At 72.2% G+C, this 16,451-nt stretch carries 13 protein-coding genes; 8 read left to right on the plus strand and 5 right to left on the minus strand.

Annotation, left to right across the window (positions count from 1 at the left end; translation table 11 throughout):
- The first annotated feature begins 92 nt into the window (after positions 1 to 92).
- The 3 genes from H566_RS24585 to H566_RS0111420 all read left to right on the plus strand — a co-directional run bounded on the left by H566_RS24585 (position 93) and on the right by H566_RS0111420 (position 4,567).
- The gene (locus tag H566_RS24585) at positions 93 to 2,636 is read left to right on the plus strand and encodes a PAS domain-containing hybrid sensor histidine kinase/response regulator (protein ID WP_051378666.1); all 2,544 of its coding nucleotides are present in this window, start codon (positions 93 to 95) and stop codon (positions 2,634 to 2,636) included.
- Positions 2,637 to 2,778: 142 nt separating this feature from the next.
- Positions 2,779 to 3,732, plus strand: a complete 954-nt coding sequence (locus tag H566_RS0111415; RefSeq protein ID WP_156924397.1) for a hypothetical protein — start codon at positions 2,779 to 2,781, stop codon at positions 3,730 to 3,732.
- Positions 3,733 to 3,853: 121 nt separating this feature from the next.
- Positions 3,854 to 4,567 carry a hypothetical protein gene (locus H566_RS0111420; RefSeq protein ID WP_156924398.1) on the plus strand — a complete coding sequence of 238 codons (714 nt, stop codon included), beginning with the start codon at positions 3,854 to 3,856 and terminating at the stop codon, positions 4,565 to 4,567.
- A 109-nt stretch (positions 4,568 to 4,676) separates the two neighbouring features.
- Here the strand turns inward: H566_RS0111420 and H566_RS24590 are convergent, their stop codons facing one another.
- Positions 4,677 to 5,555 (minus strand): LysR family transcriptional regulator, encoded by an 879-nt coding sequence (locus tag H566_RS24590; protein WP_034411485.1) that lies wholly within the window; start codon positions 5,553 to 5,555, stop codon positions 4,677 to 4,679.
- Between the two features lie 118 nt (positions 5,556 to 5,673).
- Between H566_RS24590 and H566_RS0111430 the strand changes: the two genes are divergently transcribed.
- Positions 5,674 to 6,510: a type 1 glutamine amidotransferase domain-containing protein gene (locus H566_RS0111430; RefSeq protein WP_028311536.1), complete on the plus strand. Its 837-nt coding sequence runs from the start codon at positions 5,674 to 5,676 to the stop codon at positions 6,508 to 6,510.
- Between the two features lie 26 nt (positions 6,511 to 6,536).
- Positions 6,537 to 7,637: an NADH:flavin oxidoreductase/NADH oxidase gene (locus H566_RS0111435; RefSeq protein WP_028311537.1), complete on the plus strand. Its 1,101-nt coding sequence runs from the start codon at positions 6,537 to 6,539 to the stop codon at positions 7,635 to 7,637.
- A 67-nt stretch (positions 7,638 to 7,704) separates the two neighbouring features.
- On the opposite strand, the gene H566_RS0111440 is transcribed toward H566_RS0111435, so the two are convergent.
- A complete protein-coding gene (locus H566_RS0111440) occupies positions 7,705 to 7,890 on the minus strand; it encodes a hypothetical protein (RefSeq protein ID WP_028311538.1) in 186 nt (61 codons plus the stop codon).
- An 88-nt stretch (positions 7,891 to 7,978) separates the two neighbouring features.
- Positions 7,979 to 8,935 carry an AraC family transcriptional regulator gene (locus H566_RS0111445; protein ID WP_051378667.1) on the minus strand — a complete coding sequence of 319 codons (957 nt, stop codon included), beginning with the start codon at positions 8,933 to 8,935 and terminating at the stop codon, positions 7,979 to 7,981.
- 372 nt (positions 8,936 to 9,307) lie between these two features.
- On the opposite strand from H566_RS0111445, the gene H566_RS24595 reads away from it, so the two are divergent.
- From H566_RS24595 to H566_RS24600, 3 genes are read left to right on the plus strand one after another with little or no spacing between them, the layout of a single operon-like run.
- A complete protein-coding gene (locus H566_RS24595; protein ID WP_034411487.1) occupies positions 9,308 to 10,588 on the plus strand; it encodes an efflux RND transporter periplasmic adaptor subunit in 1,281 nt (426 codons plus the stop codon).
- Positions 10,589 to 10,602: 14 nt separating this feature from the next.
- The gene (locus tag H566_RS0111455; RefSeq protein WP_028311540.1) at positions 10,603 to 13,839 is read left to right on the plus strand and encodes an efflux RND transporter permease subunit; all 3,237 of its coding nucleotides are present in this window, start codon (positions 10,603 to 10,605) and stop codon (positions 13,837 to 13,839) included.
- A gap of 16 nt (positions 13,840 to 13,855) precedes the next feature.
- The gene (locus H566_RS24600) at positions 13,856 to 15,352 is read left to right on the plus strand and encodes an efflux transporter outer membrane subunit (protein ID WP_084545008.1); all 1,497 of its coding nucleotides are present in this window, start codon (positions 13,856 to 13,858) and stop codon (positions 15,350 to 15,352) included.
- A gap of 62 nt (positions 15,353 to 15,414) precedes the next feature.
- On the opposite strand, the gene H566_RS0111465 is transcribed toward H566_RS24600, so the two are convergent.
- On the minus strand, positions 15,415 to 15,834 hold the full coding sequence (locus tag H566_RS0111465; RefSeq protein WP_211238078.1) for a GFA family protein: 420 nt from the start codon (positions 15,832 to 15,834) through the stop codon (positions 15,415 to 15,417).
- A 17-nt stretch (positions 15,835 to 15,851) separates the two neighbouring features.
- Positions 15,852 to 16,430 (minus strand): TetR/AcrR family transcriptional regulator, encoded by a 579-nt coding sequence (locus tag H566_RS0111470; RefSeq protein ID WP_028311542.1) that lies wholly within the window; start codon positions 16,428 to 16,430, stop codon positions 15,852 to 15,854.
- Positions 16,431 to 16,451 lie beyond the last annotated feature (21 nt).

A 16,451-nucleotide genomic window follows, 5' to 3' on the forward strand; every position in this document is an offset into this window, starting at 1 on the left:
AGCTGTATCCGGACATTGCGCGCCTTGACCGGGAAAGTGCGGGCCCGGACAGCTTAGGCATTCCGTCGGTGGCGACACGTACGATGTTTCTTATGTCTAATTTCATCGCCGGCCTGGCGGTCGCGGCGCTGGGCATGGCGGGCGTCTCGCTGCTGCGTCGGTGGCGGCGCGGGCGGGTAGCCGGTCTGCCGCCCGGCCTGTCGTCGCGCGACCGCGACGCGGCGCTCGCCGCCATCGTCGGCAACTCGCCGGCGGCGCTGTCCATCAAGGACCGCGACGGCCGCTACGTGCTGGCCAATCCCAATCTCCAGCGCATCCATGGCCGCAGCGAGGCCGAGATCGTCGGGCTGGACGATTTCGCGCTCTACCCGCACGACGCCGCCGAGCAGTACCGCGCCAACGATGCGCGCGTGCTGTCGACGCTCGCGCGCCATTCCATCGAGGAAGTGGTGGTCGTCGATGGCGAGCCGCGCACCTTCATGTCGCAGATGTTCCCGGTGCTCGACGCCTTCGGCCGGGCGCGCTTCGTGTGCCGCATCTCGCTCGACATCACCGCCCGGCTGCATGCCGAGGCCGAGGCCCGCAAGCTCGCGCAGGCGGTCGAGCAGAACCCGGCGAGCGTCATCCTCACCGGCATCGACGGCCGCATCGAGTATGTGAACCCGGCCTTCACCGCCCACACGGGCCATGCGCGCGACGACGTGCTCGGCCGCGATCCGCGCTTTCTCGGCGCCGGCCTCACGCCGGCCGACACCTATGCCGACCTCTGGCGCGCGCTCGACGCGAGCCGGCCCTGGCGCGGCGAATTCATCAACCGCCGCGCCGACGGCAGCCGCTATGTGGCGCTCGCCGTCGTCGCCGCCATCCGCGACGCCGCCGGCCAGCCCACGCACTACCTGTCGATCCAGGAGGACATCACCGAGCGCAAGCGCATCGCCGAAGACCTGGAGCGCGCCCGCGCCACGCTGGAAGAGCGGGTCGCCCGGCGCACGCATGAACTCGAAGTCGCGCGCGACGCCGCCGAGACCGCCGTGCGCGCCAAGAGCCTCTTCCTCGCCAACATGAGCCACGAGATCCGCACGCCGATGAACGCCATCCTCGGCCTCGCGCATCTGCTCATGCGCGAGATCGCCGACGAGGGGCCGCGCGCTCGCCTGCGCCGGCTCGATGACGCGGCGCGCCATCTGCTCGGCATCGTCAACGACATCCTCGACCTGTCGAAGCTGGAGGCCGGGAAGATGACGCTGGAGCCGGGCGAATTCGCGCTCGACAGCCTGCTCGACCAGGCACTCGACATGGTGCGCGGCGCGGCGCGAGACAAGTCCCTCGACCTGCTGCTCGACGCCGACGCCGGCCTGCCGCGCCGCCTGAACGGCGACCGGCTGCGGCTCGCGCAGGCGCTCATCAACCTGCTGTCCAACGCAGTCAGGTTCACCGACGCCGGCTCGGTGCGCCTCGGCGCGAGGGAAGCCGCGCGTGCCGACGGCCGGGTACTGCTGCGTTTCGAGGTGAGCGATACCGGCGTGGGCATCGCCGCCGGGCAGATCGGCGAGCTGTTCACCGACTTCGCCCAGCTCGACGGCACCAGCGGCCGGCGCCACGGCGGCACCGGCCTCGGCCTCGCGCTCACGCGGCGGTTCGCTCGGCTCATGGGCGGCGATACCGGCGTCAAGAGCGTGCTCGGCAAAGGGAGCTGCTTCTGGTTCACCGCCTGGCTCGGACTCGCGTCCGACGCCGGAGATGCGGCCCGCACCGACGCTGTTCCGGGTGCCGCGAGCGATCCCGCGTCCGGCACAGCGTCCGCGCCGGCAGCCATCACCACGTCGGCACGCGGCGAGGCCGAGTTGCGCGCGCACGGCGCCGGCCGCCGGGTGCTCGTCGTCGACGACAACCCGGTCAACCGCGAGATCGCCGCCGACCTGCTCACCGGCGCCGGCCTGCTCGTCGATGTCGCCCCCGACGGCGCCAGCGCGATCGCCCAGGTGAACGCCGGCCATCACGACCTCGTGCTGATGGATGTGCAGATGCCCGGCATCGACGGCCTGGAAGCAACCCGGCGGCTGCGCGCCGACGGCTTCACGCGGCTGCCGATCGTCGCGATGACGGCCAATGCTTCCGGCGAGGACCGCGCGGCCTGCCTTGCCGCCGGCATGAACGACCACGTCGGCAAGCCCGTCGATCCGCAGGCGCTGTTCGCGACGCTGCTGCACTGGCTGCCGGGCGCGGGGCAACTGCTCGCCGAAGCGCCGCGTTCGTCCCGCGACAGCGCTCCCCGCTTCGCCACGCCCGATCTCGATCTGGCGCTCGCCCTGCCTCAGGCCGGCGGCAGCGCCGAGGTGCTGATGCGCGTCGTCAGCCGCTTCGTCGCCACCTATCGCGACGGCGACCCGGCGCTCGCGCGGCTGCAATGGCCCGACCCCGGCGTGCCCTGGCTGGCGAGCTGCCATTCCTTGCGTGGCGCCTGCGCGGCGATCGGCGCGACCGCCTTCCGACGCCGCGTCGAGGAATTCGAGCTGACGGTATCCGGCACGCCGGACGTGACCGCGCTCGCGCCCGAGGCGCGGCAACTGGGTGACGAACTCGCCGCGCTGGCGGGACGGCTCGGGCTGGCGCTCTCCGCCGCCCATGACGTCTGACGGCCCGTACCGGCGCGTGGGGCGATCACGCAAGCTGGATGTACAGCCCATGTTGAATGTTCCCGCGCGGCAGACGACCCCCTTCACGACAGCGGGGCCGCCACTCACGCGCGACCCTTCCGTCCCACTCCCGCGCCGGCCGGTGAACCGCCCGGCAGCCGGCAGTTCAGTCCGCACGCCCCACGCCGTGAATAGCCGGCAAGGCGATACCGCTCATGCCCGCGCAATGAACATCACGACATCCCTGCCCTCCGCGTCGGCCCTCGGCACGTCCACGGCCGATCCGGCCACTGCCCGCGACGCGCGCATCGCGCGCCAGCGGCAGACGCTGGCCCAGGCGCTGAACCGGCTCGGCAACCCGCCCGACGCAAGGCAGATCGCCCGGCAACGCGCCGCCGACAAGATCGGCCGCCTCCAGGCCCGCCTGATGGAACTGAAGATGCTGCTGCGGCACGCCAGCCCCCGGCAGGCAAGGCTGATCGCGCGAGAGATCAGCGGCCTCGCAGGCGAACTGGCCCAGGCCGCTCGCGCTGCCGGAATGGCCGGAAGCAGCGGCACCGCAAGCGGCGCGGCCCTTTCGCCGTCCGGCTCATCGACCAATGCGAACACGGCGGCTGAAGCCGGCGAAGCGGCCCCGGACGATGGCGCCGCAACCGCCGGCACTGCCGGCACCGAGCCGCCAGTCACGACCGGTGCCGCCGTGCCAGACGACGACAAGAACGCTTCCGCGGAAGACCCGGCCAGGGCCAACAGCACCGCCGCCGACACCCCGCGCACATCCGCCGCCGCCCGCGACGACAGCCGCGCCGCCCCTCGCACCGCACGCGACGCAGCCACCGGCAGCGACGGCTCCGCCCTCCAGCGCCAGCTCGAAGCCGCCCGTTGCCTGCTGCGCGAAGTCATTGCCCTCGCCCGCACCCGCCTGCACGAAGGCGACGACGAGGCCCGCCGCCAGCTCGCCGACGCCGAGCGCGCCCTGCCCGCCTCCGGCACGGCCCCTGGCGCCGAGGCGGGCGCGACCGCCGCGCTCTACACCGCCGCCGGCACGACGGACATCGGCGGTGATGCCGGCGGCGGATTCAGCCGGCAGGCCTGAAAGCGCTTGCAACCCCGCCCCCCGGCGCCGTCGCTCTCGACGGACACGGCTTTCATCTTGTGAACCCGGCCCCGAGGCACCGACAATCCCCCGCGTCCCATTGATGCAGCGGAGTCCGATCATGTCGCTCAGCCTCGATAACCCGACCGGCGCAGCCGCCCTGCCCGCCCGCGACCGCGCCGGCAAGCCCTTCGCCGACGCCCCGCCCCAGCACTACATCGAGGCCTGGCGCGCGCAATGGTGGAACCCGGAGCCGCCCGGTCTTTCCCGCGCGCTCGAAGGGCTGCCGATCTTTCTCGGCAGCGACGACGCGGTGCGCGGCTGGGCCGAGGCGCTGTGCAACCTCTGCGGATCGATCGAGGCCCACATCAACGACAACTGCCGCGGCCGCGTGCCGCGCTGGATGAAGCTGCCGAAGGTGCTGTTCGGCGTCGAGCGCGTGACGGTCGTGCGCTGCGAGGCCAAGGATTCACGCAGCTTCACGAACGTGGCCGACTTCGTTGCAAGCGTTCGCACGACGGTCGAGGTGGCCGACCAGGAACGGCTGTCGGACTGGCTGCGCGCGCATCCCGAGGGCAAGCTCGTGAGCCACGCGCCCTTCGTCGATCTGGCCGCGCATGTGTACAGCCGCCATGACGACAAGCCGCGCCGCGTGCGCTTCTACGAAGGCGGACTGGTGCTGGCCGCCGCGCCGGGGCTGGAGCGCGTCGCCGTGGACGACCATCGCGGCATCGTCCGCAAGCTGCGCAGCAACCGCTACGTCAACCCGCTGCTGGAGCTGGGAAAGATGCGCGTGTACGGCGTCGAGCAGCAGATGACCTTCCGGGGGCGCTGAGTACCGCCCTCGCCTGCCGCCGACGGCGCCGCGCCTTCCGCCTGCTTCCGCTGCCGTGCGCCGACGGCGCGGCAGCGCCGTTCTTCGTTCTTTGGCTCGTTTTTGCAGCTTAGGCTGTTACATCAAGCCTGAGCTTCAGCCAGTCCATCGCCGCCCGAGTGCGCTCGGTGAGCGGCCATTCGGCGCGGCGCAGCAGATAGAGCGTGTCGATCACGGGCGGGCCGCAATCGACCACGCGGATCTCGTCCTGGCGCGCGAAGGCGCGGCGCGCATGGCGCGGCAGCACGGCAAAGCCCAGGCCGCGCGCCACCGGTTCGAGGATCAGCCCCACCTGGTTGATGAAGCCGTGCTGCGGCAGCGCCCGCACGCTCGGGCAGCCCGGCAGCAGACGCGGCAGCAGCCGCCCCGCCATCGCCTGGCCGTCGGGATGGTCGATGTAGCCGAGCGCCGCGAGGTCGTCCCAGGTGCAGGCCGGCGCGCCCGCCGGCACCACGAGCTCGAGCACCTCCTCGGCGAAGGGCTCGGCGAGCAGGCGGTCGTCGTCGGGCCGGCGCGCGACCAGGCCGACTTCGTAGCGCTGGGCGAGCACCGCCTCGATCACGTCGTCGTCGGGCGCGAAGCGGTGCCGGATCACGAGGCCCGGCCGTTGCGCCTGCCAGTCGAGCAGCAGCGGATAGACCGCCAGCCCGATGCTGCCCGGCGTCGTGATGGCGATTTCGCCGACCTCGGCGGCACGGTCGTGCAGCCGGCATTGCAGGCGCTGGTCGGCGGCGTCGAGTTCGTCGCAGTAGCCGCGCAACGCCTCGCCGGCCGGCGTCAGCTCGAACTGGCGCGGCCGGCGCACCAGCAGCGGCCCGAGTTCGGCCTCCAGCCGCGCGATGTGCTGGCTCACGGCGGCCTGGGTCAGGCCAAGCTGATCGGCCGCGCGGGTGAAACCGCCGGTCTCGCAAAGCGCGCGGAAGCTGCGCAGGCATTGGGCGTTGAGCATCACGAAGTCTTATCAATGCAATAAGCGGCAAACGGTTTTCATTATGCATTCCTCTTCCTAGACTGGCGCCCGTCATGCAGCCCCGGGCTGCCCATCAAGAAAAGAAGGAGAACAACGCATGCAACGCTTCCTCGCCTCGTTTGCCCTGGTCGCCATGCTGGCCGGCGGCCCGGCCTTCGCCGCCGGCAAGGGCCGCGTGCTCGTGCTGCTGTCGAGCGAGACGCAACTGCCGCTCGCGAGCGGCCCGGCCTATGCCACCGGCTACTACCTCAACGAATTCGGCGTGCCGGCCGACCGGCTGCTCAAGGCCGGCTATGAGCTGGTGCCGGTCACGCCGCGCGGCAATGCGGCGAGCGTCGACGGCAACTCGGTCACGCCGCAGTACTTCGGCGGCGATGCCGCCGAAATGCGCCGCATCGAATCCGTCGTGGCCGGCCTGCCCGCGCCGCGCGCGCTTGACGAGGTGCTCGCGGGCGACCTCGACCAGTACGCGGGCATCTTCATTCCGGGCGGCCACGCGCCGCTCATCGACCTCGCCAACAACCCGCGCGTCGGCCGTCTGCTTGCGCACTTCCACGCTCGGGCCAAGCCGACGGCGGCGATCTGCCACGGCCCGATCGCGCTGCTCTCGGCCCAGGACGACGCGCGCGGCTACGAGTCGGCGCTGGTCGCGGGCCGGCATCCGGCCGCGGGACACTGGCTCTATGCCGGCTACCGCATGACGATCTTCTCGACGCCCGAGGAGCAGGTGTTCGAGGGCTCGCTCGACGGCCGCCGCATCCGCTACTACCCGGCCGCCGCGATGGCCGGCGCCGGCGGCGCGATGGACTTCGCGCCCGTCTGGCAGCCGCACGTGGTCGTCGACCGCGAACTGATCACCGGCCAGAACCCCTTCTCCGACAAGGCGCTGGCCGACGCCTTCATCGGCCACCTCGAGGCCGACGCCGCCCGCTGAACTCCGCCCCGCCCAAGGACAACCGAATGCCCGGCCTCTTCTCCCCCTTCACGCTCAAGGGCGTCACGCTGCGCAACCGCATCGCCGTGCCGCCAATGTGCCAGTACAGCGCCACCGACGGCCTCGCCAACGACTGGCATCTGTCGCACTACGCGGGCCTCGCGCGCGGCGGCGCCGGCCTCGTCATCGTCGAGGCGACCGGCGTCTCGCCCGAGGGCCGCATCACGCCGGCCTGCCTCGGCCTCTGGAACGACGCGCAGATGACAGCGCTTGCACCGCTCGCCGCCGCGATCAAGGCCGGCGGCGCCGTGCCCGGCATCCAGATCGCGCATGCCGGCCGCAAGGCGAGCGCCAACCGCCCCTGGGAAGGCGACGACCACATCGCCGAGGGCGACCCGCGCGGCTGGCAGCCGATCGCGCCCTCGGCCGTCGCCTACGGCCACGGCCTGCCGCGCGTGCCGCGCGAGATGACGGCCGACGACATCGCGCGCGTCACCGCCGACTACGTCGCGGCCGCGAAGCGCGCGCTGGCCGCCGGCTTCGAATGGCTGGAGCTGCACTTCGCCCATGGCTATCTCGCGCAGAGCTTCTTCTCGCCGCACAGCAATCGCCGCGGCGACGGCTACGGCGGCGACTACACCGGCCGCAGCCGCTTCCTGCGCGAGACGCTCGCGGCGGTGCGCGCCGTGTGGCCGGAGCACCTGCCGCTGACGGCGCGCTTCGGCGTGATCGAGTACGACGGCAATGACGAGGCCACGCTGGCCGAGTCGATCCGGCTGGTGCGCGACTTCCGCGACGGCGGCCTCGACCTGCTGAACGTGAGCGTGAATTTCACGATCGCCGAGACGCGCATTCCCTGGGGGCCGGCCTTCCTCGCGCCGATCGCGCAACGCGTGCGGCGCGAGGCCGGCATTGCCGTGGCGTCGAGCTGGGGCATCGATTCGCCGTCGGTCGCCAACCGCGTGATCGAACGCGAGCAGATGGATCTGGTGATGGTCGGCCGCGCGCATCTGGCCAATCCGCACTGGCCGTATCACGCGGCGCTGACGCTCGGCATCGAGCGGCCGAGCTGGGTGCTGCCGGCGCCTTACGCGCACTGGCTCGCGAAGTACCGCGTGGCAGAGTGAGGGTTGCGCCGACGCGGCGGCACGCGGCATCCGGCCGTCGCGCCGCAGGCGTCAGCGCCGGCGCGCGTCAGTCGCGGGCCGGCGGCGTCGCGAGCACCTCGACGATCGCCGCGATCGCGCCGTCCACGCGTTCGAGCGTGGACGCAAGCTCGGCGCGCTGGCGGTCGAGTTCGGCGATCTGCTCGCGCAGACGGGTCCGGTCGTCGCGCAGGGCGGCAAGGCGGGTGCGGAGGATGTCGGTCGTCTCGGGCATGGAATCGGGCAGATGAAATCGGATGGCCCGATTGTCGCGCGTCGGCGGCGCCCGGTCCGCCGCGCTTGCGACCTCGTCACATCCGTGCTCAGCCGCGCATCTGCGCCTCGCGCAACCGGCGGATGTCGCGCACCGGCGGCTCGCCGAAGAACCGCGAGTACTCGCGCGTGAACTGCGACTGGCTTTCGTAGCCGACACGCCGGCTCGCGGTGCCGGCGTCCACATGCTCGGCCAGCATCACGCGGCGCGCTTCCTGCAGACGCAGCTGCTTCTGGTACTGGAGCGGGCTCATCGCCGTGACCGCCTTGAAATGGTGGTGCAGCGACGACGCGCTCATGTGCACCTCGCGCGCGAGTTCGTCGATGCGCAGCGGCGCGTCGAAGTTGGCGCGCAGCCAGTTGATCGCGCGCGCGATGCGGTGGCTGTTGCTCTCGGCGGCGGCGAGCTGGGCCAGCTTCCAGCCGAGCGGCGAGGTGAGCAGGCGGTAGAGGATCTCGCGCTGGATCAGCGGCGCGAGCAGCGCGATGTCGGCCGGCGTGTCGGCCAGCCGCACGAGGCGCAGCACCGCGTCGAGCAGGCTGGGCGTGAGGTCGCCGGTGGAGATGCCGCGCTGGCAGGCGCAGGTCGGCGGCGCGATGCGCTCGCCCAGCTCCAGCGCGAGCGAGGTGATCTCCTTCGGGTCGAGGTCGATGCGCACGCCGAGATAGGGCGACTCGGGCGTCGCGTCGATCACCTGGCTCGCGACCGGCAGGTTCTGCGATACCACGAGGAACTGGTTCGGGTCGTACACGTACACGTCGCTGCCGAGCAGCACGCGCTTGCTGCCCTGGGCCAGCACGCACAGCGCCGGCTCGTGCACGACATGCTGGGGATGGTTGGCATGCGACAGCCGCGCGAACCAGACGCGCGGAATGACGCTTTCATGCGCGCCGTCGCGCTGACGCGTGAGGCGTTCGATATGGGAGGCGAGTTCGGCGCGCAGCACGATCACTTCGAGCGGATCGACGGCCGTGGCGGCAGGCAGGCAGGGCGGCGTATTGAGCATCGGCGCAGCCTAGGCCGGCCGCCGGCCTGCGTCATCTGCCGTCCGACAGCCGCGCAGGATCATGCAAAACATGCGGGCCAGCGGGCAAACCGCAGCCCCTGCTGCCATGCATCGGCAGCTGCGGGCGCCCGATTGCCCTTGCGCAATCGTCTGGCGAGGCGACCGGAAGCCGGGCGCCGCGACTGCCGCCCGGCTCGCATGCCTTTCAGCGGCGTTCGCTGGATCGTGCAAAACCTGCCCGCGATCGTTCAACTGCCGCCCGGGGTGGGATTCCTACACTGCATCGCACAAACCGGAGTGCCCCGCACCTGCCTTGCTGGCAGCATTCGGGCGTGCTCCATGGCGCGAACTCCCACTTCCGAGAATCAGAACATGAAATCCATCTTTGCGAGCTTAGGTTCCACGCGGCGGCGCGTGGCCGTCCTGTCCGTCGCCACGGCGTTCGTCGCCGGTGGCGCGATCGTCGCGTTCCAGCCGCATGCGGATGCGGTCGCCGCCGCGCCGGCCGCCCAGCCGGCCGCGATCCCGGCCTCCGTCGCCGTCATCGAGCCGCGCGCGGTCACGCTCTGGGACGACTATCCGGGCCGGCTCGAAGCCGTGCAGCGCGTCGAACTGCGGCCGCGCGTCGCGGGCGCGATCCAGTCGGTGCATTTCCGCGAGGGCGCGCTCGTCGCGGCCGGCGATCTGCTGTTCACGATCGACCCCGCGCCCTACGCGGCCGCCGTCGCGCGCGCCGAGGCCCAGATGGCGAGCGCCCGCGCGCGGCTGAGCCAGGCGACGACCGAGCGCGACCGCTCGCGCCGCCTCTGGGACGAGCGCGCGATCGCCGAGCGAGAACTCGACGCGAGCGAGAACGCCGCGCGCGGGGCCGAAGCCGATCTGCGCGCCGCCGAGGCCGCGCTCCAGATCGCGCGGCTCGACCTCGGCTACACGCAAGTGCGCGCGCCGGTCGCGGGCCGGGTCGGCAAGGTGGAGATCACGGTCGGCAACCTCGTCTCCGCCGGGCCGGACGGGCCGGTACTCACAACGCTGGTGTCGGTCAGCCCGATCTACGCGAGCTTCGACGTGGACGAGCCGGCGGTGACGCGTGCGCTCGCGGCGCTCGACGGGCGCGGCGCTGCCGGCGCCACAGCCAAGACCGCCGACGCCGCCAGGCGCGACACCGCGCCCCAGCGCCTCGCCATCGACCGCATCCCCGTCGAGATCGCCGCCACCGCCTCCGCCGCCGCGACCATCACCGGCCACCTGCAACTCATCGACAACCAGGTCGATGCCCGCAGCGGCACGGTGCGCGTGCGCGCCGTGTTCGACAACGCCGACGGCGCGCTCATGCCGGGCCAGTTCGCGCGCATCCGCCTCGGCCGGCCGCGCGCGAGCGAGGTGCTGCTCGTGAACGAACGCGCGATCGGCACCGACCAGGACCGCAAGTTCGTGCTCGTCGTCGATGCCGACAACCATGTCGCCCACCGCGAGGTAGTGCTCGGCGCGGCGGTCGGCAACCAGCGCGTGGTCGAGCGCGGCCTCGTCGCCGGCGACCGCGTGGTCGTGAGCGGCCTGCAACGCCTGCGCCCCGGCGCCGAGGTCGCGCCCACCGTGGTGCCGATGGACGCCGCGCCCGACCAGGCCGCCACCAACACCGCGCCGCGCGGCTGAACCGGAGCCCGAAGATGAATCTCTCCCGCTTCTTCATCGACCGGCCGATCTTCGCCGGCGTGCTCTCGCTGCTGATGCTGCTGTCGGGCCTCATCGCGATCGGCGTGCTGCCGGTGTCGGAATATCCCGAGGTCGTCCCGCCGTCGGTCGTGGTGCGCGCGCAATACCCGGGCGCCAACCCCAAGGTGATTGCCGAGACCGTGGCCACGCCGCTCGAAGAGTCGATCAACGGCGTCGAGGGCATGCTCTACATGGGCAGCCAGGCGACCACCGACGGCCTCATGACGCTCACCGTCACCTTCAAGCTCGGCACCGATCCCGACAAGGCCCAGCAGCTGGTGCAGAACCGCGTCAACCAGGCCGAGCCGCGTCTGCCCGAGGAGGTGCGCCGGCTCGGCATCACCACCATCAAGAGCGCGCCCGACCTGACGATGGTCGTCCACCTGCTGTCGCCCGACGGCCGCTACGACATGACCTATCTGCGCAACTACGCGGTGCTCAACGTCAAGGACCGGCTCGCGCGCATCGACGGCGTGGGTCAGGTGCAGCTGTTCGGCTCGGGCGACTACTCGATGCGCGTCTGGCTCGATCCGCAGAAGGTCGCGGCGCGCGGTCTGTCGGCCGGCGACGTGGTGGCCGCGATCCGCGAGCAGAACGTGCAGGCGGCGGCCGGCGTGGTCGGCGCCTCGCCGGGGCTGCCGGGCGTCGAGCTGCAACTGTCGGTCAACGCGCAAGGCCGGCTGCGTAACGAGGAGGAGTTCGGCGACATCATCGTGCGCACCGGCGCCAACGGCGAGATCACGCGCCTGCGCGACCTCGGCCGCATCGAATTGGGCGCGGCCGACTATGCGCTGCGCTCGCTGCTCGACAACAAGTCGGCTGTGGCCATCCCGATCTTCCAGGCGCCCGGCTCGAACGCGATCAGCATCTCCGACAACGTGCGCGCGACGATGGCCGAATTGCGCAAGACGATGCCCGAAGGCATCGACTACTCGATCGTCTATGACCCGACGCAGTTCGTGCGCGCGTCGATCAAGTCGGTCGTGCACACGCTGCTCGAAGCGGTCGCGCTCGTAGTGCTGGTGGTCATCCTGTTCCTGCAAACCTGGCGCGCGTCGGTGATTCCGCTGCTCGCGGTGCCGGTGTCGGTCGTGGGCACCTTCGCGGTAATGCTGCTCGGCGGCTTCTCGATCAACGCGCTGAGCCTGTTCGGCCTGGTGCTGGCGATCGGCATCGTGGTCGATGATGCGATCGTCGTGGTCGAGAACGTCGAGCGCGGCATCGAGGATGGTCTGTCGCCGCGCGACGCGACCTATCGCGCGATGAAGGAAGTGTCGGGGCCGATCGTGGCGATCGCGCTCGTGCTCGTGGCGGTGTTCGTGCCGCTCGCCTTCATCAGCGGGCTGACGGGCCAGTTCTACCGTCAGTTCGCACTGACGATCGCGATCTCGACCGTCATCTCGGCCGTCAACTCGCTCACGCTGTCGCCCGCGCTGGCTGCCTTGCTGCTGCGCGGCCACGACGCGCCGAAGGACGCGCTGACCCGCGCGATGGATCGCGTGCTCGGCGGCTTCTTCGCGCGCTTCAACCGGGCCTTCGGGCGCGGCGCGGCGGGCTACGGTCGGGGCGTGCGCGGCGCGATCGGCCGCAAGGGCGCGATGCTCGCGGGCTATGCGCTGCTGGTGGCGGTGACGGCCGGGCTGTTCCAGGCCGTGCCGGGCGGCTTCGTGCCGGCGCAGGACAAGCAGTACCTCATCGGCTTCGCGCAACTGCCCGACGGCGCGACGCTCGACCGCACCGAGTCCGTCATCCGCCGCATGAGCGAGATCACCCTCGCCCAGCCCGGCGTCGAGCACGCGATCGCCTTTCCGGGCCTGTCGATCAACGGCTTCACCAACAGCTCCAACTCCGGGATCGTGTTCGCGAGCCTGACCGACTTCGACCAGCGCAAGGACAAGTCGCTGTCGGGCGCCGCGATCGCGCAGCAGCTCAACCAGAAGTACGCCGCCATCGACGATGCCTTCATCGTCATGTTCCCGCCGCCGCCGGTGCAGGGCCTCGGCACGACGGGCGGCTTCAAGCTGCAACTGGAGGATCGCGCCTCGCTCGGCTACGAGGCGATGGACGCGGCGCTCAAGGCCTTCATGGGCCGCGCGATGCAGACGCCCGAACTCGCGGGGCTGTTTTCGAGCTACCAGATCAACGTACCGCAGCTGTTCGCCGATCTCGACCGCGCGAAGGCGCGCCAGCTCGGCGTGGCGGTGACGGATGTGTTCGAGACGCTCCAGGTCTATCTCGGCAGCCTGTACGTCAACGACTTCAACCGCTTCGGCCGGACCTACAGCGTGCGCGTGCAGGCCGACGCCGCCTACCGCGCCCGCGCCGAGGACATCGGCCAGCTGCGCGTGCGTTCCAGCTCGGGCCAGATGGTGCCGCTGTCGGCGCTGCTGAACGTGCGGCCGGCCGCCGGCCCCGAGCGAGCCATGCGCTACAACGGCTTCCTGAGCGCCGACATCAGCGGCGGGCCGGCGCCGGGCTATTCGTCGGGCCAGGCGCGCACGGCGGTCGAGCGCATCGCGGCCGAGACGCTGCCGCCCGGCATCGGCTACGAATGGACCGAGCTGACCTATCAGGAAATCCTCGCCGGCAACTCGGGGCTGTGGGTGTTCCCGCTCGCGGTGCTGCTCGTCTTCCTCGTGCTCGCGGCGCAGTACGAAAGCCTCACGCTGCCGCTGTCGGTCATCCTCATCGTGCCGATGGGCCTGCTCGCCGCGATGACGGGCGTCTGGCTCTCGCACGGCGACAACAACGTGTTCACGCAGATCGGGCTGATCGTGCTCGTCGGCCTGAGCGCGAAGAACGCCATCCTCATCGTCGAGTTCGCGCGCGAGCTGGAGTTCGAGGGCCGCACGCCGGTGCAGGCCGCGATCGAGGCAAGCCGGCTGCGGCTGCGGCCCATCCTCATGACCTCGACCGCGTTCGTCATGGGCGTGCTGCCGCTGGTGCTCGCGAGCGGCGCCGGCGCCGAGATGCGCAGCGCGATGGGCGTCGCGGTGTTCGGGGGAATGATCGGCGTGACCGCCTTCGGCCTCTTCCTCACGCCGGTGTTCTACGTGCTGCTGCGCCGCCTCGCGGGCAACCGGCCGCTCAGCCGTCACGGCGGCCAGCACGCGCCGGTGGTTGCCGCCGACGGCGCGGGCGGTGCCGCCGCCCTGCCCCATCCCGCCGCGCCGCGCGGCACGCATGAATGAACGATCGGGGGATCACATGAACCAGAACAACAAGCGCCTGCCCGGCGCGATCACCCGGGCGCGAGGCATTGCAAGCGCTGTCGGCAACGCCGGCAGCCGCGCGACCGGCGCGCGCCGTCCGGCCGGCCTCGCGCTGGCCGTCCTCTCCGCCGCGCTGCTCGCCGCCTGCGCCACGCCGGTGCCGGTCGATCCGGCCGCGCTGCCGGCCGTGCCCGCCGCCTTCCGCGAAACCGGCCCGCAACGCGCCGGCACGGCGCCCGCCGAGGCCGACGCGCGCGGCGACTGGTGGACCGCCTTCAACGACCCGACGCTCGACGAGCTCGTCGATCGCGCCCTCGCCGGCAATGCGAGCCTCGCGCGCGCCGCCGCCAATCTCGCCCGCGCCCATGCGCTGCTCGGCGCGACGCGCGCCAACGAACTGCCGCAGGTGGACGTGGGCGCCGGCGCGAGCCGGGGCATCACCACGCTGCGGCCCGGCGTGGCCGCAAGCGCTTTCAGCCTCGGCGCGAGCCTGAGCTATGAAGTGGACCTGTTCGGCCGCCTGCGCGCCGCGACCGACGCCGCCGCGCTCGACGCCGAGGCCAGCACCGCGCTGCTGCGCGACGCGCGCCTGCTGGTCGAGGCCGAGGTAGCGACCACCTATCTCGCATTGCGCGCCACCGACGACGAGCGCCGCCTGGTGCGCGACACGCTCGCCAGCTACCGCGACACCCTGCGCTTCACCGAGCGCCGCAACGCCGCCGGCGACGTGGGCGAGCTGGACGTGGTGCGCGTGCGCACCCAGGTGGCCGCGACCGAAGCCGAGGCGCTCGCGCTCGACGCCCGCCGCGCCACGCTGGAACACGCGCTCGCCGCGCTGCTCGGCGAGGCGCCGGCCACGTTCACGCTCGCGCCCGCCGACTGGACCTCGGCCCTGCCCGCGATCCCGGCCGGCGTGCCGAGCACCGTGCTCGCGCGCCGGCCCGACGTGACGGCCGCCCAGCGCAGCCTCGCCGCCGCCCAGTTGCGCGCCGGCATCGCGCGCACCGCGTGGCTGCCGTCGCTGTCGCTCACCGCGAGCGGCGGCCAGGCCTCGCCCGAGCTGTCCGACCTGTTCACCTGGCCGGCGCGCGTGTGGGGCATCGGCGCCGGGCTGGTGCTGCCGGTGTTCGACGGCGGCCGGCGCGATGCGCTCGCGCGCGGCGCCCAGGCCGATCTGGACGGCGTGGTAGCCGACTACCGCGACCGCGTGCTCGTCGCCTTCCGCGACGTGGAGGACCAGCTCTCGACGCTGCGCCTGCTCGACGAACAGGCCGAGGCGCAGGCGCGCGCCGTGCAGTCCGCGAGCCGCGCGACCGCGCTGTCGCAGACGCGCTACCGCAACGGCCTCGTCAGCCAGCTCGACCTGCTCGACGCCCAGCGCAGCGAATTCGCGGCGCGGCGCGGCGAGTTGCAGGTGAGGTCGGCGCAGTACCAGACGACGGTACGGCTGGTGCGCGCGCTCGGCGGCGGCTGGGACGGCGGGCGCGGCTGAGGCGCCCGAAGCGATCGGGGCGCTTGCGGCGGCCGACACCGCCGTCCGCGCCGCAAGCGCTTTCAGGCCGTCGCCGGCGGCACGCCACCCGCGTGCCGCGCCAGCCCGTCGTCCTCCACCGGCCACCAGTCGCAGGCCGAAGCCACATGCTGATGCAGCCCCGGCCGCGCCGCGACCGGCCCGTCGAGCAGCCCCGCGCGCAGGCGCACCACGCCCGGCAGGCCGTCGCGGTCGCTGAACACCGGCGAGCCGCAGACCGAGCAGAACCAGCGCCGCTTGCCCGGCGACGATTCATAGGCGCGCAGCAGCGCCTCGCCACGCTCGAAGCGCAACTGCTCGCGCCGCAGCGGCAGGTTGGTGGCAAGCGGCCCGCCCTGGGCACGCCGGCACTGGCTGCAATGGCAGACCTGGATCGGCGGCAGCTCGCCCCTCACGCCGAAGCGCACGCCGCCGCACAGGCAACCACCCGCATGCATCGTCATCGTCCGTCCCTCCTCGTTCATCGCGCGGCGCCGAGGCCGCGCAGCACCGTCGCGACAGATTCGAGCACGTCGTCGGCCAGTTCGCGGTCGGTCTTGAGCACGCCGCTGGAAATCGCCATCGCGCCCGTGAGCGCGGCCACGATCGTCGTCGCGAGCGCCTCGCGCTGGGGCGTGTCGGGCAGGCCGGCGAGCACCGCGTCACGCAGCGTGACGAAGGACTCGGCATAGCTGCGGCTCACGGCCTCGCCCTGGCGGCCGATCTCGCAGGCCGAGGCGAGCAGCGGACAGGCGTCGGCGAGGTTGTCGCGCTTGGCCGGCGTGAGATAGCGCGCGAGCAGGTCTTCATGCGAGGCCGGCGCGCCGGCCTTGGGCCGGGCGAGCCGGTCGAAGCCGCGCCCGAAGCTGTCGGCGAGTGCGCAGGCCGCGAGCTCCTGCTTGTCGGCGAAATGCTTGTAGAGCGCGCCGTGCGTCAGCCCGGCGGCGGCGCAGATCTCGGCCACGCCCACGCCGTCGATGCCGCGCTCCTTGAACAGCCGCGCCGCCGCGTCCAGCAACGCCTGCCGGTTCTGCGCCGCCTGTTCCTTCGTGACCCTCATGGCCTGCCCTCCGGCAAAAGT

Source organism: Derxia gummosa DSM 723, assembly GCF_000482785.1.
Taxonomy (GTDB): Bacteria; Pseudomonadota; Gammaproteobacteria; order Burkholderiales; family Burkholderiaceae_E; genus Derxia; species Derxia gummosa.

What these genes read in the sequence shown, in the direction of transcription:
- H566_RS0111445 (WP_051378667.1), bottom strand. Translation starts at nt 8,935, where the DNA reads ATGCTCAATACGCCGCCCTGCCTGCCTGCCGCCACGGCCGTCGATCCG.
- H566_RS0111440 (WP_028311538.1), bottom strand. Translation starts at nt 7,890, where the DNA reads ATGCCCGAGACGACCGACATCCTCCGCACCCGCCTTGCCGCCCTGCGC.
- H566_RS24590 (WP_034411485.1), bottom strand. Translation starts at nt 5,555, where the DNA reads ATGCTCAACGCCCAATGCCTGCGCAGCTTCCGCGCGCTTTGCGAGACC.
- H566_RS0111455 (WP_028311540.1), top strand. Translation starts at nt 10,603, where the DNA reads ATGAATCTCTCCCGCTTCTTCATCGACCGGCCGATCTTCGCCGGCGTG.
- H566_RS0111430 (WP_028311536.1), top strand. Translation starts at nt 5,674, where the DNA reads ATGCAACGCTTCCTCGCCTCGTTTGCCCTGGTCGCCATGCTGGCCGGC.
- H566_RS0111420 (WP_156924398.1), top strand. Translation starts at nt 3,854, where the DNA reads ATGTCGCTCAGCCTCGATAACCCGACCGGCGCAGCCGCCCTGCCCGCC.
- H566_RS24585 (WP_051378666.1), top strand. Translation starts at nt 93, where the DNA reads ATGTCTAATTTCATCGCCGGCCTGGCGGTCGCGGCGCTGGGCATGGCG.
- H566_RS0111435 (WP_028311537.1), top strand. Translation starts at nt 6,537, where the DNA reads ATGCCCGGCCTCTTCTCCCCCTTCACGCTCAAGGGCGTCACGCTGCGC.
- H566_RS24600 (WP_084545008.1), top strand. Translation starts at nt 13,856, where the DNA reads ATGAACCAGAACAACAAGCGCCTGCCCGGCGCGATCACCCGGGCGCGA.
- H566_RS0111465 (WP_211238078.1), bottom strand. Translation starts at nt 15,834, where the DNA reads ATGACGATGCATGCGGGTGGTTGCCTGTGCGGCGGCGTGCGCTTCGGC.
- H566_RS24595 (WP_034411487.1), top strand. Translation starts at nt 9,308, where the DNA reads ATGAAATCCATCTTTGCGAGCTTAGGTTCCACGCGGCGGCGCGTGGCC.
- H566_RS0111470 (WP_028311542.1), bottom strand. Translation starts at nt 16,430, where the DNA reads ATGAGGGTCACGAAGGAACAGGCGGCGCAGAACCGGCAGGCGTTGCTG.